16 protein-coding genes are annotated in these 22069 nt (G+C 63.5%); 9 read left to right on the forward strand and 7 right to left on the reverse strand.

What is annotated here, in order from left to right; translation table 11 throughout:
* Positions 1-159 precede the first annotated feature (159 nt).
* Positions 160-1173 carry an inorganic phosphate transporter gene (locus M2342_RS03395; RefSeq protein WP_181560695.1) on the reverse strand — a complete coding sequence of 338 codons (1014 nt, stop codon included), beginning with the start codon at positions 1171-1173 and terminating at the stop codon, positions 160-162.
* Positions 1174-1185: 12 nt separating this feature from the next.
* Positions 1186-2310 (reverse strand): DUF47 family protein, encoded by a 1125-nt coding sequence (locus M2342_RS03400; protein ID WP_264572309.1) that lies wholly within the window; start codon positions 2308-2310, stop codon positions 1186-1188.
* A gap of 270 nt (positions 2311-2580) precedes the next feature.
* On the opposite strand from M2342_RS03400, the gene M2342_RS03405 reads away from it, so the two are divergent.
* The 3 genes from M2342_RS03405 to M2342_RS03415 all read left to right on the forward strand — a co-directional run bounded on the left by M2342_RS03405 (position 2581) and on the right by M2342_RS03415 (position 8231).
* A complete protein-coding gene (locus M2342_RS03405; RefSeq protein ID WP_264578036.1) occupies positions 2581-4116 on the forward strand; it encodes a right-handed parallel beta-helix repeat-containing protein in 1536 nt (511 codons plus the stop codon).
* 195 nt (positions 4117-4311) lie between these two features.
* Positions 4312-5805, forward strand: a complete 1494-nt coding sequence (locus M2342_RS03410) for an ATPase domain-containing protein (protein ID WP_264578037.1) — start codon at positions 4312-4314, stop codon at positions 5803-5805.
* Complete coding sequence (locus M2342_RS03415) at positions 5805-8231, forward strand: PAS domain-containing sensor histidine kinase (protein ID WP_264578038.1); 2427 nt, start codon at positions 5805-5807, stop codon at positions 8229-8231. The genes M2342_RS03410 and M2342_RS03415 overlap by 1 nt, the downstream gene beginning before the upstream one ends.
* Positions 8232-8254: 23 nt before the next feature.
* Here the strand turns inward: M2342_RS03415 and M2342_RS03420 are convergent, their stop codons facing one another.
* A complete protein-coding gene (locus tag M2342_RS03420; protein WP_264578039.1) occupies positions 8255-10423 on the reverse strand; it encodes a family 1 glycosylhydrolase in 2169 nt (722 codons plus the stop codon).
* 256 nt (positions 10424-10679) lie between these two features.
* Here M2342_RS03420 and glf point away from each other — a divergent pair, with 256 nt between their 5' ends.
* Positions 10680-12878 (forward strand): UDP-galactopyranose mutase, encoded by a 2199-nt coding sequence (gene glf / locus M2342_RS03425; RefSeq protein WP_264578040.1) that lies wholly within the window; start codon positions 10680-10682, stop codon positions 12876-12878.
* A 163-nt stretch (positions 12879-13041) separates the two neighbouring features.
* Here the strand turns inward: glf and M2342_RS03430 are convergent, their stop codons facing one another.
* Complete coding sequence (locus M2342_RS03430; protein ID WP_264578041.1) at positions 13042-13665, reverse strand: class I SAM-dependent methyltransferase; 624 nt, start codon at positions 13663-13665, stop codon at positions 13042-13044.
* 170 nt (positions 13666-13835) lie between these two features.
* Between M2342_RS03430 and M2342_RS03435 the strand changes: the two genes are divergently transcribed.
* Positions 13836-14843: an alcohol dehydrogenase catalytic domain-containing protein gene (locus tag M2342_RS03435; protein WP_264578042.1), complete on the forward strand. Its 1008-nt coding sequence runs from the start codon at positions 13836-13838 to the stop codon at positions 14841-14843.
* 22 nt (positions 14844-14865) lie between these two features.
* Here M2342_RS03435 and M2342_RS03440 read toward each other — a convergent pair whose 3' ends face one another.
* Positions 14866-15099: a hypothetical protein gene (locus tag M2342_RS03440; protein WP_264578043.1), complete on the reverse strand. Its 234-nt coding sequence runs from the start codon at positions 15097-15099 to the stop codon at positions 14866-14868.
* Between the two features lie 145 nt (positions 15100-15244).
* Positions 15245-16150 (reverse strand): LysR family transcriptional regulator, encoded by a 906-nt coding sequence (locus M2342_RS03445; protein WP_264578044.1) that lies wholly within the window; start codon positions 16148-16150, stop codon positions 15245-15247.
* Between the two features lie 87 nt (positions 16151-16237).
* Here M2342_RS03445 and M2342_RS03450 point away from each other — a divergent pair, with 87 nt between their 5' ends.
* The 3 genes from M2342_RS03450 to M2342_RS03460 all read left to right on the forward strand — a co-directional run bounded on the left by M2342_RS03450 (position 16238) and on the right by M2342_RS03460 (position 19053).
* On the forward strand, positions 16238-17272 hold the full coding sequence (locus M2342_RS03450; RefSeq protein WP_264578045.1) for an aldo/keto reductase: 1035 nt from the start codon (positions 16238-16240) through the stop codon (positions 17270-17272).
* 14 nt (positions 17273-17286) lie between these two features.
* The gene (locus M2342_RS03455; RefSeq protein WP_264578046.1) at positions 17287-18468 is read left to right on the forward strand and encodes an MFS transporter; all 1182 of its coding nucleotides are present in this window, start codon (positions 17287-17289) and stop codon (positions 18466-18468) included.
* A 114-nt stretch (positions 18469-18582) separates the two neighbouring features.
* Positions 18583-19053, forward strand: coding sequence for a DUF2200 domain-containing protein (locus M2342_RS03460; protein WP_264578047.1), 471 nt, complete (start codon positions 18583-18585; stop codon positions 19051-19053).
* Positions 19054-19110: 57 nt separating this feature from the next.
* Here M2342_RS03460 and M2342_RS03465 read toward each other — a convergent pair whose 3' ends face one another.
* Positions 19111-21675: an EAL domain-containing protein gene (locus M2342_RS03465; protein ID WP_264578048.1), complete on the reverse strand. Its 2565-nt coding sequence runs from the start codon at positions 21673-21675 to the stop codon at positions 19111-19113.
* A 184-nt stretch (positions 21676-21859) separates the two neighbouring features.
* Between M2342_RS03465 and M2342_RS03470 the strand changes: the two genes are divergently transcribed.
* The gene (locus tag M2342_RS03470) at positions 21860-22069 is read left to right on the forward strand and encodes a hypothetical protein (RefSeq protein ID WP_181560682.1); all 210 of its coding nucleotides are present in this window, start codon (positions 21860-21862) and stop codon (positions 22067-22069) included.

The raw sequence follows: 22069 nt of genomic DNA on the forward strand, positions 1-22069 counted from the left end.
AAGCGATTTTTGTTGCGCCCATCGGAGGGGCGCGCAGGGGCGCCGGAGCGTGCGGCGGACGAAGCCGCGCCGGTACCGGCAATAGAGGCGCCATCTCTGCCAGCCGCCAAGCCGGCCGCAGTGTCGGTGTTTGGCTAGCCCCTCACGAGGGCCGCAAGATCAGAACAGCCGGGCCAGAAAGTAAAAGGCTGCGCCGACGACCGCTGACGCCGGGATGGTGATGATCCAGGCGATCATGACGCTCTGCGCCACGCCCCAGCGCACCGCAGAGGCCCGTCGCGCGGTGCCTGCGCCGATTACGCAGCCGGTGATCGTGTGGGTGGTCGAAACGGGAATGCCCATCAGCGAGGCCGTGAACACCATGATTGAGCCGCCAAGCGAGGCGCTGAACCCCTGGTGCTGCGAGAGCTTGGTGATCCGCGAGCCCATCGTCTCGATGATCTTCCAGCCGCCCGTCAGCGTGCCCAGCGCAATCGCGATATAGCAGGCAATCGCGACCCAGTGCGGCACCGCGAATTCGCCGGTGAGATAGCCGGTCGAATAGAGCAGCACCGTGATGATGCCCATGGTCTTCTGCGCGTCATTGAGGCCGTGGCTGACCGAATAGGCGGCCGAGGACAACAGGTGCAGATATCGAAACGCATGCTCGGCGCCACGAGCGGTGGCCCGGCGGAACACCCAGCTCGTCGCCAGCATGATGAGCATGGAGAGCAGCATGCCCAGCGTGGGCGAGAGCACGATGGCGATCAGCGTCTTGTTGAGGCCGCTCCACTGGATGCCGGAGATGCCGGCATGGGCCATTCCCGCGCCAATGAGGCCGCCGATCAGGGCATGGCTGCTGGACGATGGAATGCCCTTGAGCCAAGTCACCACATTCCAGAACATGGCGCCGATCAGCGCGCCGAAGATGACGGCCGGCGTAATCAGATCCTGGCTGACGAGGCCGGCGCCGATCGTCTCGGCGACCTTGTGCAGGCTGGGGAAGGCCAGCATGAGAAAATAGGCCGCGAAATTGAAGAAGGCCGCGAAGACCACCGCCGCGACCGGGCCGAGCAGGCGCGTCGCCACCACGGTCGCAATCGAGTTGGCGGCATCGTGCAAGCCATTGAGATAATCGAATGCGAGCGCGATGACGATCAGGCCGACCAGCAGCGGAAAAGCGAGGTTGTGCATGACCCTGTGCGCTCAGCTATGGTCGATCACGATGCCGTCAATCGCATTCGCGACATCCTCGAGCGCGTCGACGATCCGCTCCAGATGCTTGTAGATCTCGCGCCGGACGATGAACGCCATGGGATCGGCCGTCCGGAACTTTCGATAGGCCTGCTTCAGCCCCTCGCTGTGGATGGCGTCGGCATGGCCTTCCATCCGCACCAGCCGCTCGGTCAGTTCATGCAGGCGCTTGCCGTTTTGTGCGACATTGCGCAGCAGCGGCATGGCTTCCGCCAGCACGCGCGTGCTGTCGACGATAATCGCCGCCATGTCCTTCATTTCCTGATCGAAGTCGTGCACGTCATAGATGTCGATGGCCGCCACTGCCGACTGCATCTCATCGATCGCATCGTCGGTCGAACTCACAAGGCTGATGATCGCGCTGCGGTCGAACGGCGTGAGGAACGTCTTGCGGACAAGGTGAAGCACCTCACGGATGATCTCGTCGGCATCGGTTTCCCGCTCGATCACCTCGCGAATATGGTCATCGCGGCTGTCCCCGTCATGCAGCAGCCGGGTCAGCGCGTCGGCGCCGGCGACCACGGTCTGGACATGCGCTTCGAACAGATCGAAGAAATTGCCCTGCTTGGGCAAAAGGCGCTGAAACCAACCAAACATCCTGCTTATCCCTGAAGTATGCGCAACGGTGTCCATCACCGATTGGCGCCGTGTCGCCGCCTTGAACTCGGATGCTGCGAAGGATCGGATCAGATCGCTCAGATCCGGCTCGTCGACGGCATCGGCTGCCTCGCTGAGGCTGAACCACCGCCGCTCGCGCTCGTGCTGCTCTTTCCAGTCTGTGAGTTCCCGATTGACCGCCAGCGGGAACACCTCGACGTCCACCATCAAGTTGGCGCCGTTACGCCGCCGTTTGCGGTAGCGATAGGTTCCCAATGGCGTCGGGCAAACGGCCCCGACGATGCCGGCTTCTTCCTCAGCCTCGGCAGCTGCTGCCTGGTGTGGGAGCTTGCCCGCCGATCCATTGCCCTTGGGAATCACCCAGCGCTTCGTCTCGCGCGAGGTGATGAGCAGAATCCGGATCGGTGCATCCAGCGCATCGCCTTCAGCCCGATAGGGTAGTGCCGCAATCTGTTTGATTGTTTGTCCCCTCAGCAGAGCGCGTCGCGCCCATTGTGACAGTTTTATGTCAGTTGCAACAGTCAACCGCGCGCGATGTCCCCTGAAGAGCACCGGGTCATTCGACATTCATGCCCTTGCCGCTAGAGCGAGGGCTGTTCGATCTTCAAGGCCCTCTGCCGCACTATGTTCAGCACGCTGCTTTCGACCCTCTACTCCGCCCACGTTCCCCGGCCTTCGCCAGACCTCAGCAATTCCGGCGCTGGCCTGCAAGGCCGGGCCCTGCGTTTCATGCGCCCGGGCAGAGGCCTCAAGCTCATCGCGGCGGCGCTCAGCCTCACCGCTGCCCATGCCAGAGCAGAGACCTATCATGTGAACGCGATCACGGGAGACGATCGTTTCGACGGGCGCGCTGCGACGCAGCCATTTCGCTCGCTGGCCCGCCTAGGCAGCGTGAAGCTCAAGCCGGGCGACAGGATTCTGCTCGCGGCGGGGTCGGTCTGGAAAGAACCGCTCACCATCACCCAATCGGGCAGCAGAGGGGCGCCCATTGTGGTCGGCCCAACCGGCTCGGGCGCGCGCCCCCGCATCGACGCGGGCGGCGTCTCGCCCCATGCGGTGGCGATCCTGAACGCAAGCTATGTGACGGTGAGCGGCCTTGAACTGACCAATGACGGCCCGCCTGCCGGCTCGCGCTATGGCGTGCTCGTGTCGGCCGAAAATGTGGGCGTCGTCCGCGGCATCCGCATCAGCGACATGTACATCCATGATGTGCGCGGCACGAATGATCGCAAGGACAATGGCGGCATCGTCTTTCAGGCGCTCGGCCCCCGCTTTCCAACCCGTTTCGATGACCTCGCGATCGAGCGCAACATCATCTGGCGGGTCGACCGCTCCGGCATTGCCGGGATCAGCGATCAGGTCACCGCCGCGCGCTGGTATCCAAGCTATGATATCGTGATCCGGGACAATTATCTGGAGGACATTGGCGGCGACGGCATCGTGCCGCGCGGCACCGACGGCGCGCTGATCGAGCACAATATCGTCCGCTATGCCGCCGGTCGAGCACCTGGATACAGCGCCGGGATCTGGCAGTGGAGCACGGATCACAGCCTCATCCAGCTCAATGAAGCTGCCTACACCCGCACGCGCTACGACGGTCAGGGCTTCGATTCCGACTTCAACTCGCGCCGGACCACCATCGCGTACAATTACAGTCACGATAATGCCGGGGGCTTCCTGCTGATCTGTTCGCCCAAGGCCAATGACAAGGACAATATCGGCAATCGTGGCACCGTGGTGCGTCACAATGTCAGCCAGAATGACGGGACGCGGATCTTCCAGTTGTCAGGCACGATTTCGGACGCCTTGATCGAGAAGAATGTGATCCACGTCGCCAAGGGCAAGGACGTCCAAATGGTGGTCGCCACCGAGTGGCAGGGCTGGGCGAGCGACGTGCGCTTCCGCAACAATCGCTTCGCGGTGGCGGGCACGGCGCGTTATGGCAGCGAGGTCGGCCGCCAGGGGCCGGATTATCTGATCTCGGCCGGCTTCTCGCCGGCTCAGTTCATTCGCTTCACGGGCAACGACTATCTCGGCGCTCATGTCGATCCGCCCCGCGACGAGGTCGGCCTGATGAAGGCTGACTATAAGGCTCCCTCGCTCGATTGGGCGGTGCCCACATTCGACCCGGCCAAGCCGGACGGCTTCGCGGATTATCTCGCGCGCCACCGCCAGTGGATGCTCGCCATGCTTGAGCGAGAACTGGGCGCGCCGGTAAAGCTGCTCACGCCCCGCCGCGCGTCGGTCTTCGAGGCGCGACGCTAGGGGTTCCAGCTTTCGGGTTCTTCGCGCATTCCCAGCGGGCAGGGCCAACATCGCAATTTCAAATTAAAGCGTTGCGCCCGCGCAATCCTGAGAGACGGAGGGATCGCAATCCTCTATCGTGGGTTTTCAGCTTGCTCTTTTCGGGAGCGGTGGACGTGCGGAGACGGTCCGGCGTTTGCGAAGGGAGATATGCGGATGGATCGGACGGCGAAGGCGTCGAGTGGGATTGAGGGGCTTGATGATGTAACGGCGGGCGGCTTTGCCTGCGGCAGGCTGTTCCTCGTCGAGGGCGATCCCGGTACCGGCAAGACGACCATCGCAAGCCAGTTTCTCATGAACGGCGCAGAGGCGGGGGAGCGGGGGCTGTATATCACCCTGTCCGAAACCGAGGAGGAACTGCGTGAGACCGCTGCCTCGCACGGCTGGGCGCTGAACGAGCATTTCCACATTTTCGAACTCGTACCGCCCGAGACGCTGCTGGACGAGAATCAGCAGCAGAGCCTGCTCTACTCCTCCGATCTCGAACTGGGCGAAACCACCAAGCGCATCCTGGAGGCAATCGAGCGGGTCAAGCCGCAGCGTGTGGTGATCGACAGTCTCTCGGAAATCCGGCTGCTCGCGCAAAGTTCGCTGCGCTACCGCCGCCAGATTCTGGCGCTGAAGCACTATTTCGCCAAGCATAATGCAACCGTGCTGATGCTCGACGATCTGACCTCCGACACCAATGACAAGACGGTGCACAGCGTCGCTCATGGCGTGCTGCGGCTTGAGGAGCTGGCACCGCTTTACGGTTCGGAACGCCGCCGGCTTCGGATGCTCAAATATCGCGGCCAGCGCTATCGCGGCGGCTATCATGATTTCGTGATCGATACCGGCGGTGTCCGGGTTTTTCCGCGACTGGTGTCGCTGGAGCACAAATCCGATTTCGTGCGGGCCACCGCGCCCACGGAAAGCGCTGAACTCAATGCCCTGCTCGGCGGGGGCTTTGACTCCGGCACCAGCACGCTGATCCTCGGCCCGACGGGAACGGGCAAATCCCTCCTGGCGCTCAATCTCGTGAAAGGGTGCATCGCGCGCGGAGAGACGGCGGCCATGTTCGTCTTCGATGAGGAACTCGGCCTGCTGGCCGATCGGGCCAAGGGGCTTGGCATCGATGTGTGGCGCCTCGTTTCAGACGGCAAGCTCATCATCGAGCAGGTCGATGCAGCCGAAATGTCGCCCGGCGAGTTTGCTCATCGGGTGCGCGCGACCGTCGAGGAGCATGGCATCCGCACCGTTGTGATCGACAGCCTCAATGGATATCGCGCGGCGATGCCCGAGGAGAGCGCGCTCGTCCTCCACATTCACGAGCTGCTGCAATATCTCAATCGGCGCGGCGCGAGCACGTTCCTCACCGTCACGCAGCATGGCGTGGTGGGAGACATGCAGGCGCCGGTGGACATCACCTATCTGGCCGATACGGTCGTGCTGCTGCGCTATTTCGAGGCGGTGGGCCATGTCCGGCGGGCCATCTCGATCGTCAAGAAGCGCTCGGGCACCCATGAGAATACGATCCGCGAATATCGTATCGACGCACAAGGCATCACCATCGGCGAGCCGCTGACGCATTTTCAGGGTGTGTTGCGTGGCATCCCCACGATGGTCGGTGCCGGCAATCTGATGGATCTCGGCCAGGACAAGCGCGGCTGATGAACCGCACTTTTTCGGAGCGTGCCGTCATCCTCGCCCCTCACGGTCGGGATGCAGAGATCGCCGCCGCCATCCTCAACCAGGCCGGCATCGAAACCGAGATTGTCCCGTCGCTCGATGCGCTGGTCGCGCGCCTCGCACAGGGTCTTGGGTTCGTGATGATGACCGATGAAGCGGTCAAGGCGGCCGATCTGAGGCCGCTGGTGGAGCTCATCGCCGCGCAGCAGGAATGGTCCGATCTGCCCTTCGTCCTGCTCACCCAGCGCGGCGGCGGCATCGAGCGCAATCCTGCCGCCGGCCGTCATCTCGAATTGCTCGGCAACGTGACCTTTCTCGAACGCCCCTTTCACCCGACCACATTGGTCAGCGTCGCGACGGCCGCCTTGCGGGCACGCCGACGGCAATATGAAGCGCGAACCCGGCTTGAGGATATTCGCGCAGTCGAGGAACGCTACCGCCTAGCGAGCAAGGCGACGAACGACGCCATCTGGGATTGGGATTTCGTCACTGACTATGTGACCTGGAACGACGCGCTCTCCATTGCTTATGGTCACCCGGCCGACCAGATCGAGAATAACGGGACATGGTGGATCGCGCAGATCCACCCGGACGACCGGGACGAGGTGGACAGGACCATCCACGCGGCGATCGACGGCTCGTCGGACAGCTGGAGCGGAGAATATCGGTTCAGGCGGGGCGACGGGAGCTACGCCCACGTCTTCGATCGCGGCCACATCATCCGGGATGCGCAGGGGCGGGCCCTGCGTATGATCGGGGCGATGCTCGATCTGTCCGAACGGATGCGCGTCCGGGCCGAGCTGGCGATCAGCGAGGAGCGGCTGCGGCTGGCGACGGATGCCGCCGAGGTCGGCTTCTGGGACGTCGACGTGGTCAACGATGTTCTGATCTGGCCACCCATCGTGAAAGGGGTGTTCGGCATCTCGCCCGATGTCGAAGTGTCGATGCAGGATTTTTACGAAGGCCTCCATCCCGACGATCGCGCGCATACCACCGAAGCCTATCTGGCGGCCGCAGACCCCAATGTCCGCGCGATCTATGATGTCGAATATCGGACGATCGGCAAGGAAGATGGACTGGTGCGCTGGGTGGCCGCCAAGGGACGCGGCGTCTTCGACGAGGCCGGGCGGTGTCTGCGCGTCGTTGGCACGGCGATTGACGTGACGGCGCGCAAGCGGGCCGAGGCGGAACTGCGGGAGCTCAACGAGCATCTCGAGCGTCGCGTGACCGAGGAGGTGGCCGTGCGCGAGCAAGCGCAGGCGGCCTTGCGTCAGGCACAGAAAATGGAAGCTGTCGGCCAGCTGACCGGCGGCATCGCGCATGATTTCAACAATATGCTGGCCGTGGTGATCGGCTCGCTCGACCTGTTGAGCCGGCGCGTCCTGCCGGATGACGAGCGCGCGAAACGCTATATCGATGCTGCGATCGACGGTGCGCAACGCGCTGCGACCCTGACCCATCGCCTCCTGGCATTTTCGCGCCAGCAGCCGCTCAATCCCGAGGTGCTCGATCCCAACAAGCTCGTCTCGGGCATGTCCGAGCTTCTGCTGCATTCGCTGGGCGGCGATGTCCGGCTGGAGACGGTTCTGGCGGCGGGGGTCTGGCGCACCCATGCCGACCGCAATCAGCTTGAAAACGCGATCGTCAATCTTGCGGTCAATGCCCGCGATGCCATGCCAGATGGCGGACACCTGACGATTGAAACGCAAAACACGCACGCCGATGATCGCTATGCCGCGGAGAATTTCGGTGTTCCGGCGGGCCAATATGTGATGATCGCCGTGACCGATACCGGCACGGGCATGCCGGACGACGTGATCGCCAAGGCGTTCGATCCCTTCTTCACCACCAAGGCCGTGGGCAAGGGCACCGGTCTGGGGCTGAGCCAGGTGTACGGATTTGTCCGGCAGTCGGGCGGGCATATCAAAATCTATTCCGAGCCGGGCGAAGGGACGACGATCAAGATCTACCTCCCGCGATTCTATGGCGAGGCCGCCGGAGAGATCGAACAGGTGCGGGCCGACCTGCCGAGGGGCGATGAGCAGGAGGTCATTCTGGTCGTCGAGGACGAGGCCGCCGTCCGCCGGTTCAGCGTCGATGCGCTGGTCGAACTGGGCTATCGCGTGCTGGAAGCGGATGGCGGACATGCGGCGCTCCGCGTGCTGGACGAGCATCCGGAGATCACGCTCTTGTTCACGGACATCATCATGCCGGACATCAACGGACGGAAACTCGCCGATGAAGCGTGCCGCCGCCGGCCGGACCTGAAGGTGCTCTATACCAGCGGCTATACGCGCAACGCCGTTGTCCACAACGGCGTTGTCGATCCCGGTGTGGAGCTTCTCGGCAAGCCCTTCACGGTCGAGCAGCTCGCGGCCAAGATCCGGGCGGTTCTCGAAAAGGCCTAGGCTGAGGCGACGAACCTGCGCCCTCAGCGGAGGTGCAGGGCAAAGCGGTCGATTGCCGAAGCCAGGCTGGGCATGATCAGGCCGCGCTCGCTGCTCATCGGCGCATGGCGGGGCCGCCGCGCCGGCCAGTTCATCGCGTCGATGGAGACCGTTTCGATCAGATCGGTCGGCAGCTCCATCCTTTCGCCCACGGCATGCGCAAACTGCGCCCAGGAGAAAGCGCCGTCGCTGGTGAGGTGCCAGATGCCGCACTCGTCGTCGATCACGAGGTCGAGCGTGGCGCGGACGAGATCGGGCACATAAGTGGGCGAGGTGATGCAGTCCCCCACGGCGTGAAATACGCGTTCGGTCCGCAGCGCCGCCACCAGATGCATGGCGAAATTGTGCGGATCATAGGGTGAGAAGAAGGATGCGGTCCTGATGACCAGCGCGCGCCCGCCAGCCGCCAGAACACCCGCCTCAGCGCGCGCCTTGCTCTCTCCGTAGACGTTGAGGGGCGCTGGCGCATCGCTCTCCACATAAGCGCGCCGGCCATGGCCATCGAAGACGAGGTCGCTGGAGAAGCAGCTATAATGGATGTCGCGTTGCGCGCAGGCGGCTGCAAGGGCAACGCAGCCTGTGAAATTGGTCGCAAGGCAGGCGGCGGCGCTGCCTTCGGCTTCGTCGACCCGCACCCAGCCCGCGCAGTTGATGACGGCCCAGGGCCGCAGCCGATCCAGCGAGTCGGCAATCGTGGCGGCATCGTGCAGGTCGATGACGTCTCGTCCGACCAGCCGATGATCAATATCACGGAGCGAACAGGCCCCCGCAAACGCCTGGCCCAAGGTGCCGGTCGCCCCGAGGATCAAGAGTGGGCGCGCCTCTGGAGCCGGCGGTATATCGATCGCGCGTGGCTCTGTCGCAGCCCCGGCGAGTCGTCCGGGTCGACGCCACCATCCCTGTCCATGGAGGACAGAGTGATCCGGCCTTGCGCCTCCTGCCAGTGCGCGCATCATCGGCGCCAAAGCGGTCTCTCGCGGTTCGGGGCCCCGCACGTCGAACACGCCGCTCTCATAATGGCCGGCCTTTTTGGTGAGCAGGCTGTCCCAGTCGAACGCGCCGAACAGGCTCCAGACTGTCACTGCCTCGATGCAGATGCCGTCCGCGCGGAGGGACGTGGCTGTCGTCCAGGCCTCATCGAGCCAGCGCATCTGCTCCTCGCGCGTGCAGCCATTGTGCACCTCGGTGAGCACGATGGGCACCTCATAGCGCTCCCAGGCAGCGCGAACGGCGCCTTCAAGGCCCGGCGGGTGAGCTATGGCTCTGACCGCTTCGACATCGGCAACCGGCCCGATGGCACAAGCGCCATGGCTGGCCGGGGGGTGGCGCTCCATTTGGTGGTCGAGGAAGCGGTCGCTGGTGAGGTAGTGATTGAGGCCGATGACGGCCGGCGGGCATGGCGCGGCGGCGATGTCGCGCAGACGATCCGACAGCCCCAGGCCGTCGAGATGATCCCAAAGCGCGTGCCCCGCTATCAGGCGGCCGGTCAGCAAGTCCCAGGTCGCCCAGCGGCGATGATTGTCGAAGCCTGCCTGAGCGGCCCGCTGCGGTGTCGCGTCCGTGTGCCCCAGATCCTCCGTTTGAACGAGGCGCGCCGCGGGAATGATCGTGCGGATCGCGTCCATCGCCCCGCGAATGGCATCAATCTGGTTGAGGAGGGCGGTCCAGAAAGCCGTCTCGTCGCGGCGATGGGGATACCAATGACCATAAAGGGCGGAAAAGCGCGCGGTGGTGAGAGGCTCGTTGACCGGCGTCCAATCCTGGACCCAGGGGAACCGCTCGGCCGCCTCCCGCGCGTGATCGGCAAGACCCGCCGCAAATGCCGGGTCCAGCAAGTGGGTGGGGGCGGGACCGCTGCCATGATGGATCAGGCCGACGATCGGGCGGATGCCAAGCGCGCGCAGGCGCCCCAGCCGGTCGGCGTGCCACGCCCAAAGCGCCTCGCGCTGGTCGCTTTGGGCAAAGCTCTCCCAAAGCAAAGGGTAACGCAGCGCCGTCACGCCCAGTCCGGCCAAGCGATCCAGATCTTCGGGTCGATCACTGTGCCCGCTCCGCGCCGACTGATCGAGATAATCATCCCCGACTCGATTGATCGTGCATTCGCACCCGCCCCACAGGGCGAGAGGGGCAAGCTGGGTCGGTACGGCGTCCAAGGGAACCTCATACGGCGATGGCCGTGCACCGAGCATATACCAACCCGGCCCCCCGTTCGCCTCCAATCAAAGTCGTGCTGGCACTATCGTATTGATATCGATCAATCGTGGTAAATAAGCGGGAGCAAGGACGCTGTGCGCGCATTGTTGCCCATACAGGTTCATTCCGCTCTAGCCTCGAAAGCCACCAATAATGACGCTGATGTGCTTCTCGCATCTGCGCTGGGACTTCGTGTTCCAGCGCCCGCAACATATTATGTCGCGTTTCGCATATCGTCAGCCGGTCACCTTCTGGGAGGAACCGCTCGTCAGCGGCGAGACCGCTGATGCCTGGCTGGAGCTGAGGACGCCCGCCCCGCACATCACGGTCGCGACACCGCACCTCCCGGAAGGCCTGACGGATGCGGAAAGCCAGGTCACCCTGCGGCACCTGCTCGACGCCCATCTGAGCGATCATGCCGAGCCGCTGGTGACATGGTACTATACGCCGATGATGCTGCCCTTCTCGCGGCATCTCCAAGCGGTCTGCACGATCTATGACTGTATGGATGAGCTGGCGAATTTCCGGTTTGCGCCCCCCCAGCTGGCGGAACTTGAAGCCGAGCTGTTCGAGAGAGCCGATCTGGTTTTCACTGGCGGCTACAGTCTCTACGAGGCGAAGCGCGCGCGCCACCCTGCGGTCCATGCTTTCCCTTCCAGCGTCGACGCCGCGCATTTTGCCGCGGCGCGCCTGCCGGGGGAGGATCCTTCCGACCAGGCCGCTCTCGCGCGGCCGCGGTTCGGCTTCTACGGCGTCATTGACGAACGGATGGACCTCGCCCTGCTCGCCGCCGTCGCCGATGCGCATCCCGATTGGTCGCTGGTGCTGGTTGGCCCCGTCGTCAAGATCGATCCCGCCGATCTGCCGCAGCGGCCCAACATCGCCTATCTGGGAAGCAAAGCCTATGGCGAGCTCCCGCACTATGCGCGGGGCTGGGACGTCGCGTTGATGCCCTTTGCCATCAATCCGTCCACGCAGTTCATTTCTCCCACCAAGACGCCGGAATATCTGGCAGCGGGCCTGCCGGTGGTCTCCACCCCGATCATCGATGTCGTGCGCCATTATGGCATGCTCGACGCGGTCGAGATCGCCGGCAATCCCGAGGCATTCGTGGCTGCGTGCGAGCGGGCGCTCTCTCGCGCCCGTGCGCCTGCCGATGCCCCGTGGCGGGCGAGCGCAGACGCGTGTCTCGCCGACCTCTCCTGGGACAAGGTGGTCGATGCCATGTCGACGCTCATCGAGGAGGTGATGACGCCGCGCCCCACCCGCCATTACGACTATCTGGTCGTCGGCGCGGGTTTTGCGGGCGCGGTGATGGCGGAACGCCTCGCGGCGGACGGCGGCAAGCGCGTCCTCGTCATCGATCGACGCGACCATATCGCCGGCAATGCCTATGACCATTATGACGAGGCCGGCATTCTGGTCCATCGCTACGGTCCCCATATTTTCCATACGAACAGTCAGGACATCGTCGACTATCTCTCACGCTTCACGCGCTGGCGCCCTTATGAGCATCGCGTTCTGGCGGACGTTGATGGGCAGCAGGTGCCGATGCCGATCAACCGCGACACATTGAACAGCCTCTACGGGCTGGCATTGGCGGACGAGGCAGAGGCGGAGGCCTTTCTTGAGAGCCAGGCGGAGCCGGTCGAGACGATCCGCACATCGGCCGACGTGGTCATCTCCAAGGTGGGGCGCCATCTCTATGAGACTTTCTTCCAAGGCTATACCCGCAAGCAATGGGGCATGGACCCGTCCGAACTCGACAAATCGGTGACGGCCCGCGTGCCGACGCGGACAAACACGGATGACCGCTATTTCACCGACAGCTTCCAGGCGATGCCGGCCGAGGGCTATACGGCGATGTTCGCGGCCATGCTCGACCATCCGCTGATTGACGTGGAGCTTGGCGTCACCTTCGAGGAGGTTGCTGCCCGCGTGCGGTATGACCGCCTCGTCTTTACCGGGCCGATCGATGAATATTTCGGCCATCGCTACGGAAAGCTGCCCTATCGCTCGCTTGAGTTTCGGCACGAGACCCGCGCCACCGAATGGCTGCAGCCGGTCGCCGTCATCAACTATCCGTCCGAAGCGGTGCCCTATACGCGGATTACCGAGTATAAGCATCTGACCGGCCAGAGTGCGGCCCGCACGAGCATCACTTACGAATATCCCAGTGCGGAGGGTGACCCCTATTACCCCATCCCGCGCCCGGAAAATGCCGCTCTGTTCAAACGCTATGAAGCGCTCGCTTTGGGCACGCCCGATGTCCTGTTCGTCGGACGGCTCGCCACCTACCGCTATTATAATATGGATCAGGTGGTCGGCCAGGCGCTCGCGACCTACCGGCGGCACATGATGCAACTGAGGACGGCAAAGCCGGCCCATGATATCGACGCGATCGCTGCTGAATAGGGCGTCCCGCGCAAGCGCGATCATGGAGTATCTGATGGCCCGCTGCGGGGCGATAGGACAGGGGACTTCAGTGAGACAGATGCTGCGGCCTTGGCCATTGCACAGCCAGACCCGAGCCTCTCACGCTGAGATCCAACAATTGTGGTGGGGAGCGACGCCCGGATCAGTCCACCCGGTTCGAAGGGCGAGATCGCTTCGGCTCTCGACACCAATAGAGATGATAAGGCGGCACGTTGAGCCAGCGCCGGCGCCGTTTCACTCGTGTGAAGACTTTGCGGAGTGAGGGTTCGATCGTCCGACGCACCTGATAAGCGAGGAACTCACCGTCATCGTTGAGAAGGCGCGCGGCATCGTCCACGATCCTCGCCCTGTCGGACTTCTCCAACGCGGAGAAGGGGAGGCCAGAGAGAATATAGTCTACCCGCGCGACCACGTCGTCCCCAAGGATGGCCCGAGCTTGGAGAGCCGATCCTGTATGGACGGTCAGACGAGGATCCTCGACGGTTTGGCGAAGATGGTCGGCAAGCCCGTCCTCGCTTTCGATCGCGATCAGCTGAGCGTCGCGTGGGAGGTGCGCAAGAATATAGCGGGTAAACTCACCTGTGCCGGGGCCATATTCGACGAACAGGCGCGTTTTGGCCCAGTCGACCCCTGCTAGCTGGCGCTCGATGGTGCCCGTCGAGGTTGCAATGGGCGATCCCACGGAAAGGGGCGCCTTGGCGAACTCCTTGAGGAATGTCGTCCAATGCGGTGAGCCATCATTCCCGCCCTGCGACGTGCTCGCCATGGCATATATCCTCCCGAGATCTTCAAGAACAATGTGATCAAGCGCTGTCCGTTCCGGGCTTAGCGTTTAATTGGATACGAGCAGTCGGTTAGGCCGTGTCAGCATTGAGGCGGATCAGGTAGAGATCTCCCTCGGGCACGGGCCTCGGCGAGAGACGAAAGGGCATATTTGTGAAAGCCGTTATTTTTCAGGCGCTCCACACGCCGCTGGCGTTCGAGGACATTCCTGATCCCACGCCGGGCGAGGGCGAACTGGTGGTCCAGGTCGGGCGCTGCGGGATTTGCGGCAGTGATCTGCATATGACCCAGGATGCCGCTTATGGATGCAAGCATGGCGACGTTCTGGGCCATGAGTTCGCCGGTGAAGTGGTGGCGCTGGGTCGGAACACGCAGGGGCGCAAGGTCGGCGAGCTCGTCTCGGTCATCCCGCTCAAAAGCTGCGGCGACTGCGAACATTGTCGCAAGGGCGAAGTGCAGTGGTGCGCGTCATTCGGTCTGCAGGGCGGCGGCTATGCCGATTATGCGGTCACCCGCCCCAACCAGTGCGTGCCCTTACCGGCGGGGCTGACGCTGGCGGACGGCGCCATTATCGAGCCGCTGGCCGTAGCCCTGCACGGCGTGAACCTGTCGGGCCTGAAAACTGGTGACAAAGTGCTGGTGTTGGGCGCAGGGCCGATCGGGCTTGCGGTGGCCTTCTGGGCCAAGCGGCTTGGGGCCGCCAGGGTGGCCGTGCAGGATATCTCCACCGCGCAGCAGCAGCGCGCGCACGATATGGGCGCGGACGTGTTCGTGGTGGACCCGCAGAACCCCGTTGAAAGTGCCGTGCAGGGTCTGGGCGGCATGGCCGACATCGTCTTCGAATGCGTCGGCGTGCCCGGCCTGATCGCGCAGGCCGTCGACCAAGTGCGCCCGCGCGGTACGATCTTGCTGCTGGGCCTGTGCACCAAGCCGGACACGTTCAACTCCTTCGCCATGCTGGGCAAGGAAGTGCGCCTCGTTACCTCAGCCTTCTTCACCGTGCAGGAATATGAGGCCGCCCTTGCTGCACTGGAACAGGGCGCCATCGCGCCCCGGCTGATGGTCACCAGCACCATTGCGCTCGCCGAGACGCCCACGGTCTTCGAGGCCCTCAAACAGCGCGGCGAGCAGTGCAAGGTGCTGATCGCGCCGGACGTCTAAGTCCTCCGCGCCCTACGCAGCGTCAACGGTCTGCCGTGATGATGGGGTGGTTCTGGCGCAGTTCATCGAGCAGGCTCTCGACCTTTGCGATATCGGAGGTCGAACCGGTCGCATCGACCATCCAGTTGCAATGGGGATGGGTCCGGAGATCGTAAATCCGGATCGGACCGACGACCTTGCGCCAGCGTTGGCGAGTGCCGCCATGGTCACGGACCAGTCGTGCAATAAGAATATCGGCCAGCTGAGATTGGGTCATGGCGCTGCCTATCTCTTGGGGCGCGGCCCGCGCAAGGGAGGAGTGAGCACCTGATCCGCAGCGCTGTCCCGCGTCATGGGCGTCATCGGCGACCAGCTTCCCCGGGCGGTGAGCGCGAGCCCAGCGGTCGTCTCGTCCACGACGGCTAACGCATGTGCTCGATCAGAAAGTCCACAAAGACCCGCACGCGGGCCGGAAGATTGGCGCCGCCGACGAACACCGCATTGATCTGCTCGACGTCACCGGGGTTATAATCCTCCAGCAGCGGCACAAGCGTGCCGTTGGCGATCTCCTGCGCGACGCTGAAGGCGCCAACCCGCGCGATGCCGACGCCCTGTGCGGCGAGTTGGCCGAGCGTTTCGCCATTATTCGCTTCAATGCTCCCCTTCATCGCCAGGGAGAACGCCTCCCCGTCGCGCATGAATGGCCAGACGGGCTCACTGCGGCGAAAGTTGAAGTTGAGGCAATTGTGCCCATGCAGATCCTCCGGCACGCGCGGGGTCCCGGCCCGCGCAAGATAGTCGGGTGAGGCGATGATAACGCGGCGGCTTTCGCCCAGTCTGCGCGCGGTCAGGGCGCTGTCGGCAAGCGGACCGAAACGGATCGCGACATCGGCCTGCCCCGCTGCGACATCGACCAGCGCATCGGTCAGCGCGATGTCGACCAGAATATGGGGATAAGCCTGCGCGAAGCGGCCGAGCAGCGGCACCACGCACAACCGCCCGTGCGACAGCGCTGCGCTGATCCGCAGGCGTCCGCGCGGCAGGCCCTGATCGGCGATCTGCTGCTCGCTATCGTCGAGATCGGCAAGGATGCGCCGTGCGGCCTGGAGATAGGCGAGGCCTTCCGCCGTCGGGGTCAGCGCCCGGGTCGAGCGGAGCAGGAGCCTGACGCCCAGTCGTGCTTCGATCCTGTCGACCGCGCGGCTCACCGCCGAGGGTGTCAAATCCACCGCGCGGCCGGCGGCGGAAAAACTGCCCCGATCGATCGCCGCGACGAATATCTCCATGGCGCGCGCGCGATCGCCACTCTCAATAACTTTTGCGTCCATAGCAAAGATCCTTGGCTCGAATGCGCACTACAACAGTGGGGCGCTGCGGTCCATTTATGACTGGAAATCGCAATCGAAGGATCGAGCATGGATTATCGGCAACTAGGGCGCTCGGGTTTGCGCGTGCCAGCTTTGAGCTTCGGCGCCGGGACGTTCGGCGGCAAGGGGCCGTTGTTCGGCGCCTGGGGACAGAGCGACGCTGCCGAAGCGCGGCGGCTGGTCGATATCTGTCTCGATGCGGGCGTGACCCTGTTCGACACCGCCGACGTCTATTCGAACGGCGCGTCGGAAGAGGTGCTGGGGTCCGCAATCAAGGGGCGGCGCGATGCCGTGATGATCTCCACCAAGACCGGCCTGCCGATGGGCGAAGGGCCGCAGGATTGGGGCGCTTCACGGGCAAGGCTGATCCGCGCGGTGGAGGATGCGTTGCGGCGCCTGGACACGGATTATATCGACTTCCTGCAACTCCATGCGCTCGATGCGTCCACCCCGGCGGAAGAGGTCATGGGCACGCTCGATATGCTGATTACGGCGGGCAAGCTGCGCTATGCCGGTGTCTCCAACTATCCTGGCTGGCAGGTGATGAAGGCGCAGGCCGCGGCGGACCGCCATAGCTGGCCGCGCCTTGTCGCCCATCAGGTCTATTATTCGCTGATCGGGCGCGCCTATGAGTGGGATCTGATGCCGCTCGCCGCCGACCAGGGCATCGGCGCGCTGGTGTGGAGCCCGCTCGGCTGGGGACGGCTGACCGGGAAGATCGGGCGCGGCCGACCGATCCCCCCGGGCAGTCGCCTGAATGAGACAGAGCAATTCGCGCCGCCGGTTGCGGAGGACCATCTCTATCGCGTGATCGACGCGCTGGAGGCGGTTGCAGCCGAAACCGGCAGATCCGTGCCGCAGGTCGCGATCAACTGGCTGCTGGGCCGACCGACCGTCTCCTCCGTCATCATCGGTGCCCGGAATGAGGCCCAGTTGCGTGAAAATCTGGGCGCGGTCGGCTGGGCTCTGACGCCCGAACAGATTGCCGCGCTGGATGCGGCCAGCACCGTCATGCCGCCCTATCCGCATACGCCCTACCGCCAGCAGGACGGCTTTGCCCTGCTCAATCCCCCCATGGTCTGAAGGGAGTGAACCCTTTGAAACTGAATCCCGGCATCATCGCACTGGCGATCGGCGCGTTCGGCATCGGTGTGACCGAGTTTGCACCCATGGGTCTGCTCCCGGTCATCGCCGGCGATCTTGGCGTGTCGATCCCGACCGCCGGCCTGCTCATCAGCGCCTATGCGTTCGGCGTGATGCTGGGCGCGCCATTGATGACCCTGACCACCGGCCGGGTACCGCGCCGCACGCTGCTCATTGCGCTGGCCGGCATCTTCACGCTCGGCAACCTGTTGGCTGCGATCTCGACCGGATACGGGATGCTGCTGGCGGCGCGGCTCGTCACCTCGCTCAACCACGGCGCGTTCTTCGGCGTCGGGGCGATCGTGGCCGCGAGCCTCGTGCCGCCCGAGCGCAAGGCTGGTGCGGTCGCGGCAATGTTCATGGGGCTGACCATCGCCAATGTCGTCGGCGTCCCGCTCGCGACCTGGGCGGGCGAGCATCTGGGTTGGCGGATGTCGTTCTGGGGGATCGCCGGACTGGGCGTTGCCACCATCGCCGCGCTGCGGCTGACCCTGCCGATTTTGCCTGCGCCCCAAGGCGGCAATGCCATTGCCGAGTTGCGGGTGCTGAAGCGCGGCCCGGTGCTCGCCGCCTTGGCGCTGACCGTGATCGGATCGAGCGCCATGTTCACCGTGTTCACCTATATCGCGCCCATCCTCCGTGCAGAAACGCATGCGTCGCTCGGCTTCGTGACGGCGATGCTGGTGACCTATGGCGTCGGACTCACGGTGGGCAACTGGCTGGGCGGCATCTTCGCGGATCGCTCGGTCGATCGCACATTGATGGTGACGCTCGCCGGGCTGGCGCTGGTGCTGGTTGCGTTCGCGGTCCTGATGCCCTTCGCTGCGCCAACCGCGATCCTGATCTGTCTTTGGGGCGTTGCAAGTTTCGCGCTCGTTCCGCCGCTTCAGGTCCGGGTGATGGCTGCCGCAGCGGATGCGCCCAATCTGGCGTCCGCTGTCAACATCGGCGCCTTCAACCTCGGCAACGCGATCGGTGCCGCCATCGGTGGCGCTGTCATCGCCGCGGGACTTGGCTATCGCGCTGTCGCCCTGGCAGGGGCCGGCGCCGCAGTCATCGGCCTGATCGCCGTCGTGGCCGCGGTGTGGACATCGCAGGCCTCTCAACGTCAGGAACCGAAAATTTGCGATGCTTGAACGGTGTTGAGACGCAACCACCTCTCTGCCGCGGAACGATCATTCCGGCAGAGCACTTGCTTATCGCCGGCCGTCTATTCATGCTTCGAGGACGATCATGTGATGGAGCGGCCGATGGCGGGGCATCGTATCTATTCAGTCAGCGTCGCGAGCGTCTACCCTCTTTATGTGGCCAAGGCAGCCAAGAAGGGGCGCACAAAGGAAGAGGTGGACGAGATCTTGCGCTGGCTGACGGGGCACAGCCAAGAGTCCCTAGATAGCGTGCTGGCCGCCGGCACCTCATTCGAGGACTTCTTTGCAACCGCCCCTTGCATGAACCCCGCGCGTTCCCTGATCACCGGCGTTGTCTGCGGAGTGCGCGTCGAGACGATCGAGGAGGGCACCATGCGCGAAATCCGCTATCTCGATAAACTGATCGACGAACTCGCAAAGGGCAGGGGGATGGAAAAAGATCCTGCGCGGATAGCACCTATTGCGACTGCGGCTGGGCCAGCAGTGCGCCGATATGGCCGCACTTCGCTTGGCCGACGCCAACCATCTCACAAGGCAAGCGCCCGTCCGAGCTGGATCGAGCGCCGGGCGTAAGAACTCTCGACACAATAGGTGGCCCGCGCCGACGCCGACCGCGATCGCAGAGAGAAGTTACGCCATTCTGAAAGCTTCGGTCTCGAAATCGGGACTGTGCGTCAGCATCTGGCGCAATGTGCGCGCACCGACTGGCTTGCTCAATAAATAGCCCTGCAGGTGCGTACAGCCGCTTTCAATCAGGAGACGCACTTGTTCTTCAGTCTCGATGCCCTCGGCCACGATGCCCATGTCCAGCGCACGGCCAAGGCCAACCACCGCCTGCACGATTGCCTTTGCCGCGCGGGACGTGGCGATCTCATCCACGAATGATTTATCGATCTTGACCTTGTCGAATGTGAAGCGCTGAAAGTAGCTGAGGGAAGAGTATCCCACTCCAAAATCGTCGATCAGGATTTGAATACCGAGTGCGCGCAGCTCCTCCAGCTGCTTGAAGGTTCGTTCAACGTCCCGGATGACGAGGCCTTCTGTGACTTCGAGCTGGACGCGGTCGGCACGAATGCGGGAATCTTCCATGGCGCGCCGCACTGTTTCGACAAGCCGCCCCGAAATAAACTGCATGGGGGAAAGGTTGATGGCGACACGCACATGTTCGGGCCAGTCTTGCGCGTCACGACAAGCGCGGCGCAGCAGTTGTTCGCCCAAGCGATCGATCAACCCACATTCCTCCGCGAGGGATATGAAGATGTCAGGGCGGATCGGCCCGCGCTCGGGATGTGTCCAGCGTGCCAGCGCTTCGGCACTGGTGATCTGGCCGGAGTTTGCGGAGAGGACGGGTTGATAGGCGAGTTCGATCCTGTCTTTCTCAATGGCTTCGCGTAATTCGGTCTCCAGCTTCCGGCGATCCTGCGCTGCGGCGTCCATCTCGGCATTGAAGAAGCAGGCTTTGCCCCTTCCCATCTGCTTCGCGCGGTAAAGCGCCAGATCGACATTCTCCCGAAGCTGCTCGGTTGTCAGACCATCTTCAGGCATGAGCACAATGCCGATGGAGGCGCCGACATGTGCGACCACACGATCGGTCAGGAACGGCTTGCAGATACTCATCAGAACAGCCGAAGCGACGTCGTCGGCACGTTCGCGCAATCGCGTGCCGGTAAGGACGGCGATGAATTCGTCTCCGCCGATACGCGCCACCCACCCTTGGGCGGGAACAGCGCTCCGCAGCCTGTCACCGACCTGTGAGAGAACCACGTCGCCTACCGGGTGCCCGAACTGGTCGTTGACCGCCTTGAACCGGTCAAGATCGATGCTGAGCATCGCAAAAGGCTCGCCTGCCCGGACGAGACGGTGAAGTTTGTCGGTGAAGCTCGCCCGATTGAGCAGTCCGGTGAGGGCGTCATAATGTGCCAGGCGGAGAACTTCCGCCTCCGCCAGTCGCGTTGCGGTCACGTCTTCAGATATACCAAGGAGATATTGCCCCGGCCGGTCCGGACCGTCGATCAGGGTGCGGGTCGTCCGCAAATGGACAGACTCGCCATCTTCGCGGACAAACTCGCTTTCGAAGATCGTGGCCGAAGGCGACGCGATCGACTCATTGTCGCGTCGCTCGTAATCTTCCCCATAATCGGGAAAAAGATCCTTGTCGGTTTGTCCGATGATGTCGCGGGCGGGACGACCGATAGCAACCTCACCGGCGCGATTGATCATCAGATATTGGCGCGTTTGCGTGTCCTTCACGAACAGCATCGCAGGCAGGTTCGTCACGACTGTATCCAGAAACGCCTGGGTCTGCTCGCGCTCCCGTTCCAAAACCTTGCGCGCGCTGATGTCTCGAATGATTGCCGCGAAGCCGCCCTCCGGCGGTCCTGCGCCCCAACGGGCTAAGGACAGTTCTACCGGGAACTCGCTGCCATCTGCCCGCCCGCCTACGAGCTCAACGAATGTTCCGACAATTCTGGTGGCACCGCCAGCGGCGGCCCGCGCGAAAATGTCCCGATGACCTTCTGCAAGGCGCTGCGGGATAATGATCTCGACATTCCTGCCGAGAGCCTCGTCGCGCGCATGACCAAACATGCGTTCGGCGGCCGGATTCCAGTAGACAATCGTTCCGTGGCGATCGGCCGCGAGCACCGCGTCCGAAGTCGCGTCAACCACCCTCGCGGCGATCTCTCCCATGTTCCGGAAGCGTCGGGATTCGATCAGGTCGGTCGCAAGCTTGGCTAAATCCCGGAGCACAGCTTCCTGCGGCGCGGTCAGCCCATCACGAGCGGTGGGATCGAACACACATAAAGTGCCGAGACAGTGCCCCGAATTCACAATCAGGGGGATGCCGGCATAAAAGCGTATTCCGCTCTCCTGCGTTACGAGCGGGTTAGAGCTGAACCGATCATCCTGCGTGGCATCTGGAACCACGAGGAGGCCGCGCGAAGCGACGGCGTGAGTGCAGAAAGCGATATTCCGGGGTGTTTCAGAAAATGGGATACCGTGCCGCGATTTGAACCATTGCCTCGCTTCGTCGATGAGGCTGATTGCGGAGCTCGCAACACCCAGCGCGGCGGCAGCCAGCCGGGTAATCTCGTCAAATTCGCGCTCGGGCGGGGTATCGAGAATCTCCAGTTTGTGGAGAGCAGACAGTCGGTCAACCTCGCTGAAAGCGGGAGGTGGCGTGTGGGAGCGGTCCATCGAACTGGTATGGCGAAATGGGTTTACAGAGTCGTAAATTACAGTTGTCGAGCCGACTGACGAAGGTGGCGGGCGTGATCGCAGCCAGTCACGGCAAGAGCGATGGAGAAAGCCGCACCGTTGAACACGTGCGCGGAACTGGCTCCTGCGGCCTCCGTTTCCAAAACAGAAACGGAGAAGACACATGGAAGAACCCAACCCTCGACAAAAGCCGGAACGGGATCGGTCTATGCCGGACGGCAGGCCCGAGCCGTCCAACCCCTCGGTCGTCCCGAACACCGATAAGCCACAAGGCCGCGAGCGCGATTATATTGAGGATGGCCAGCGAAAGGCCGAGCGCGACGAAAAGCAGATGCGGGATGCAGGTTTTGGCTCCGAGATAGGCGCCGAATAA

The sequence above is a fragment of the Sphingobium sp. B8D3A genome (assembly GCF_025961995.1).
Lineage (GTDB): Bacteria > Pseudomonadota > Alphaproteobacteria > Sphingomonadales > Sphingomonadaceae > Sphingobium.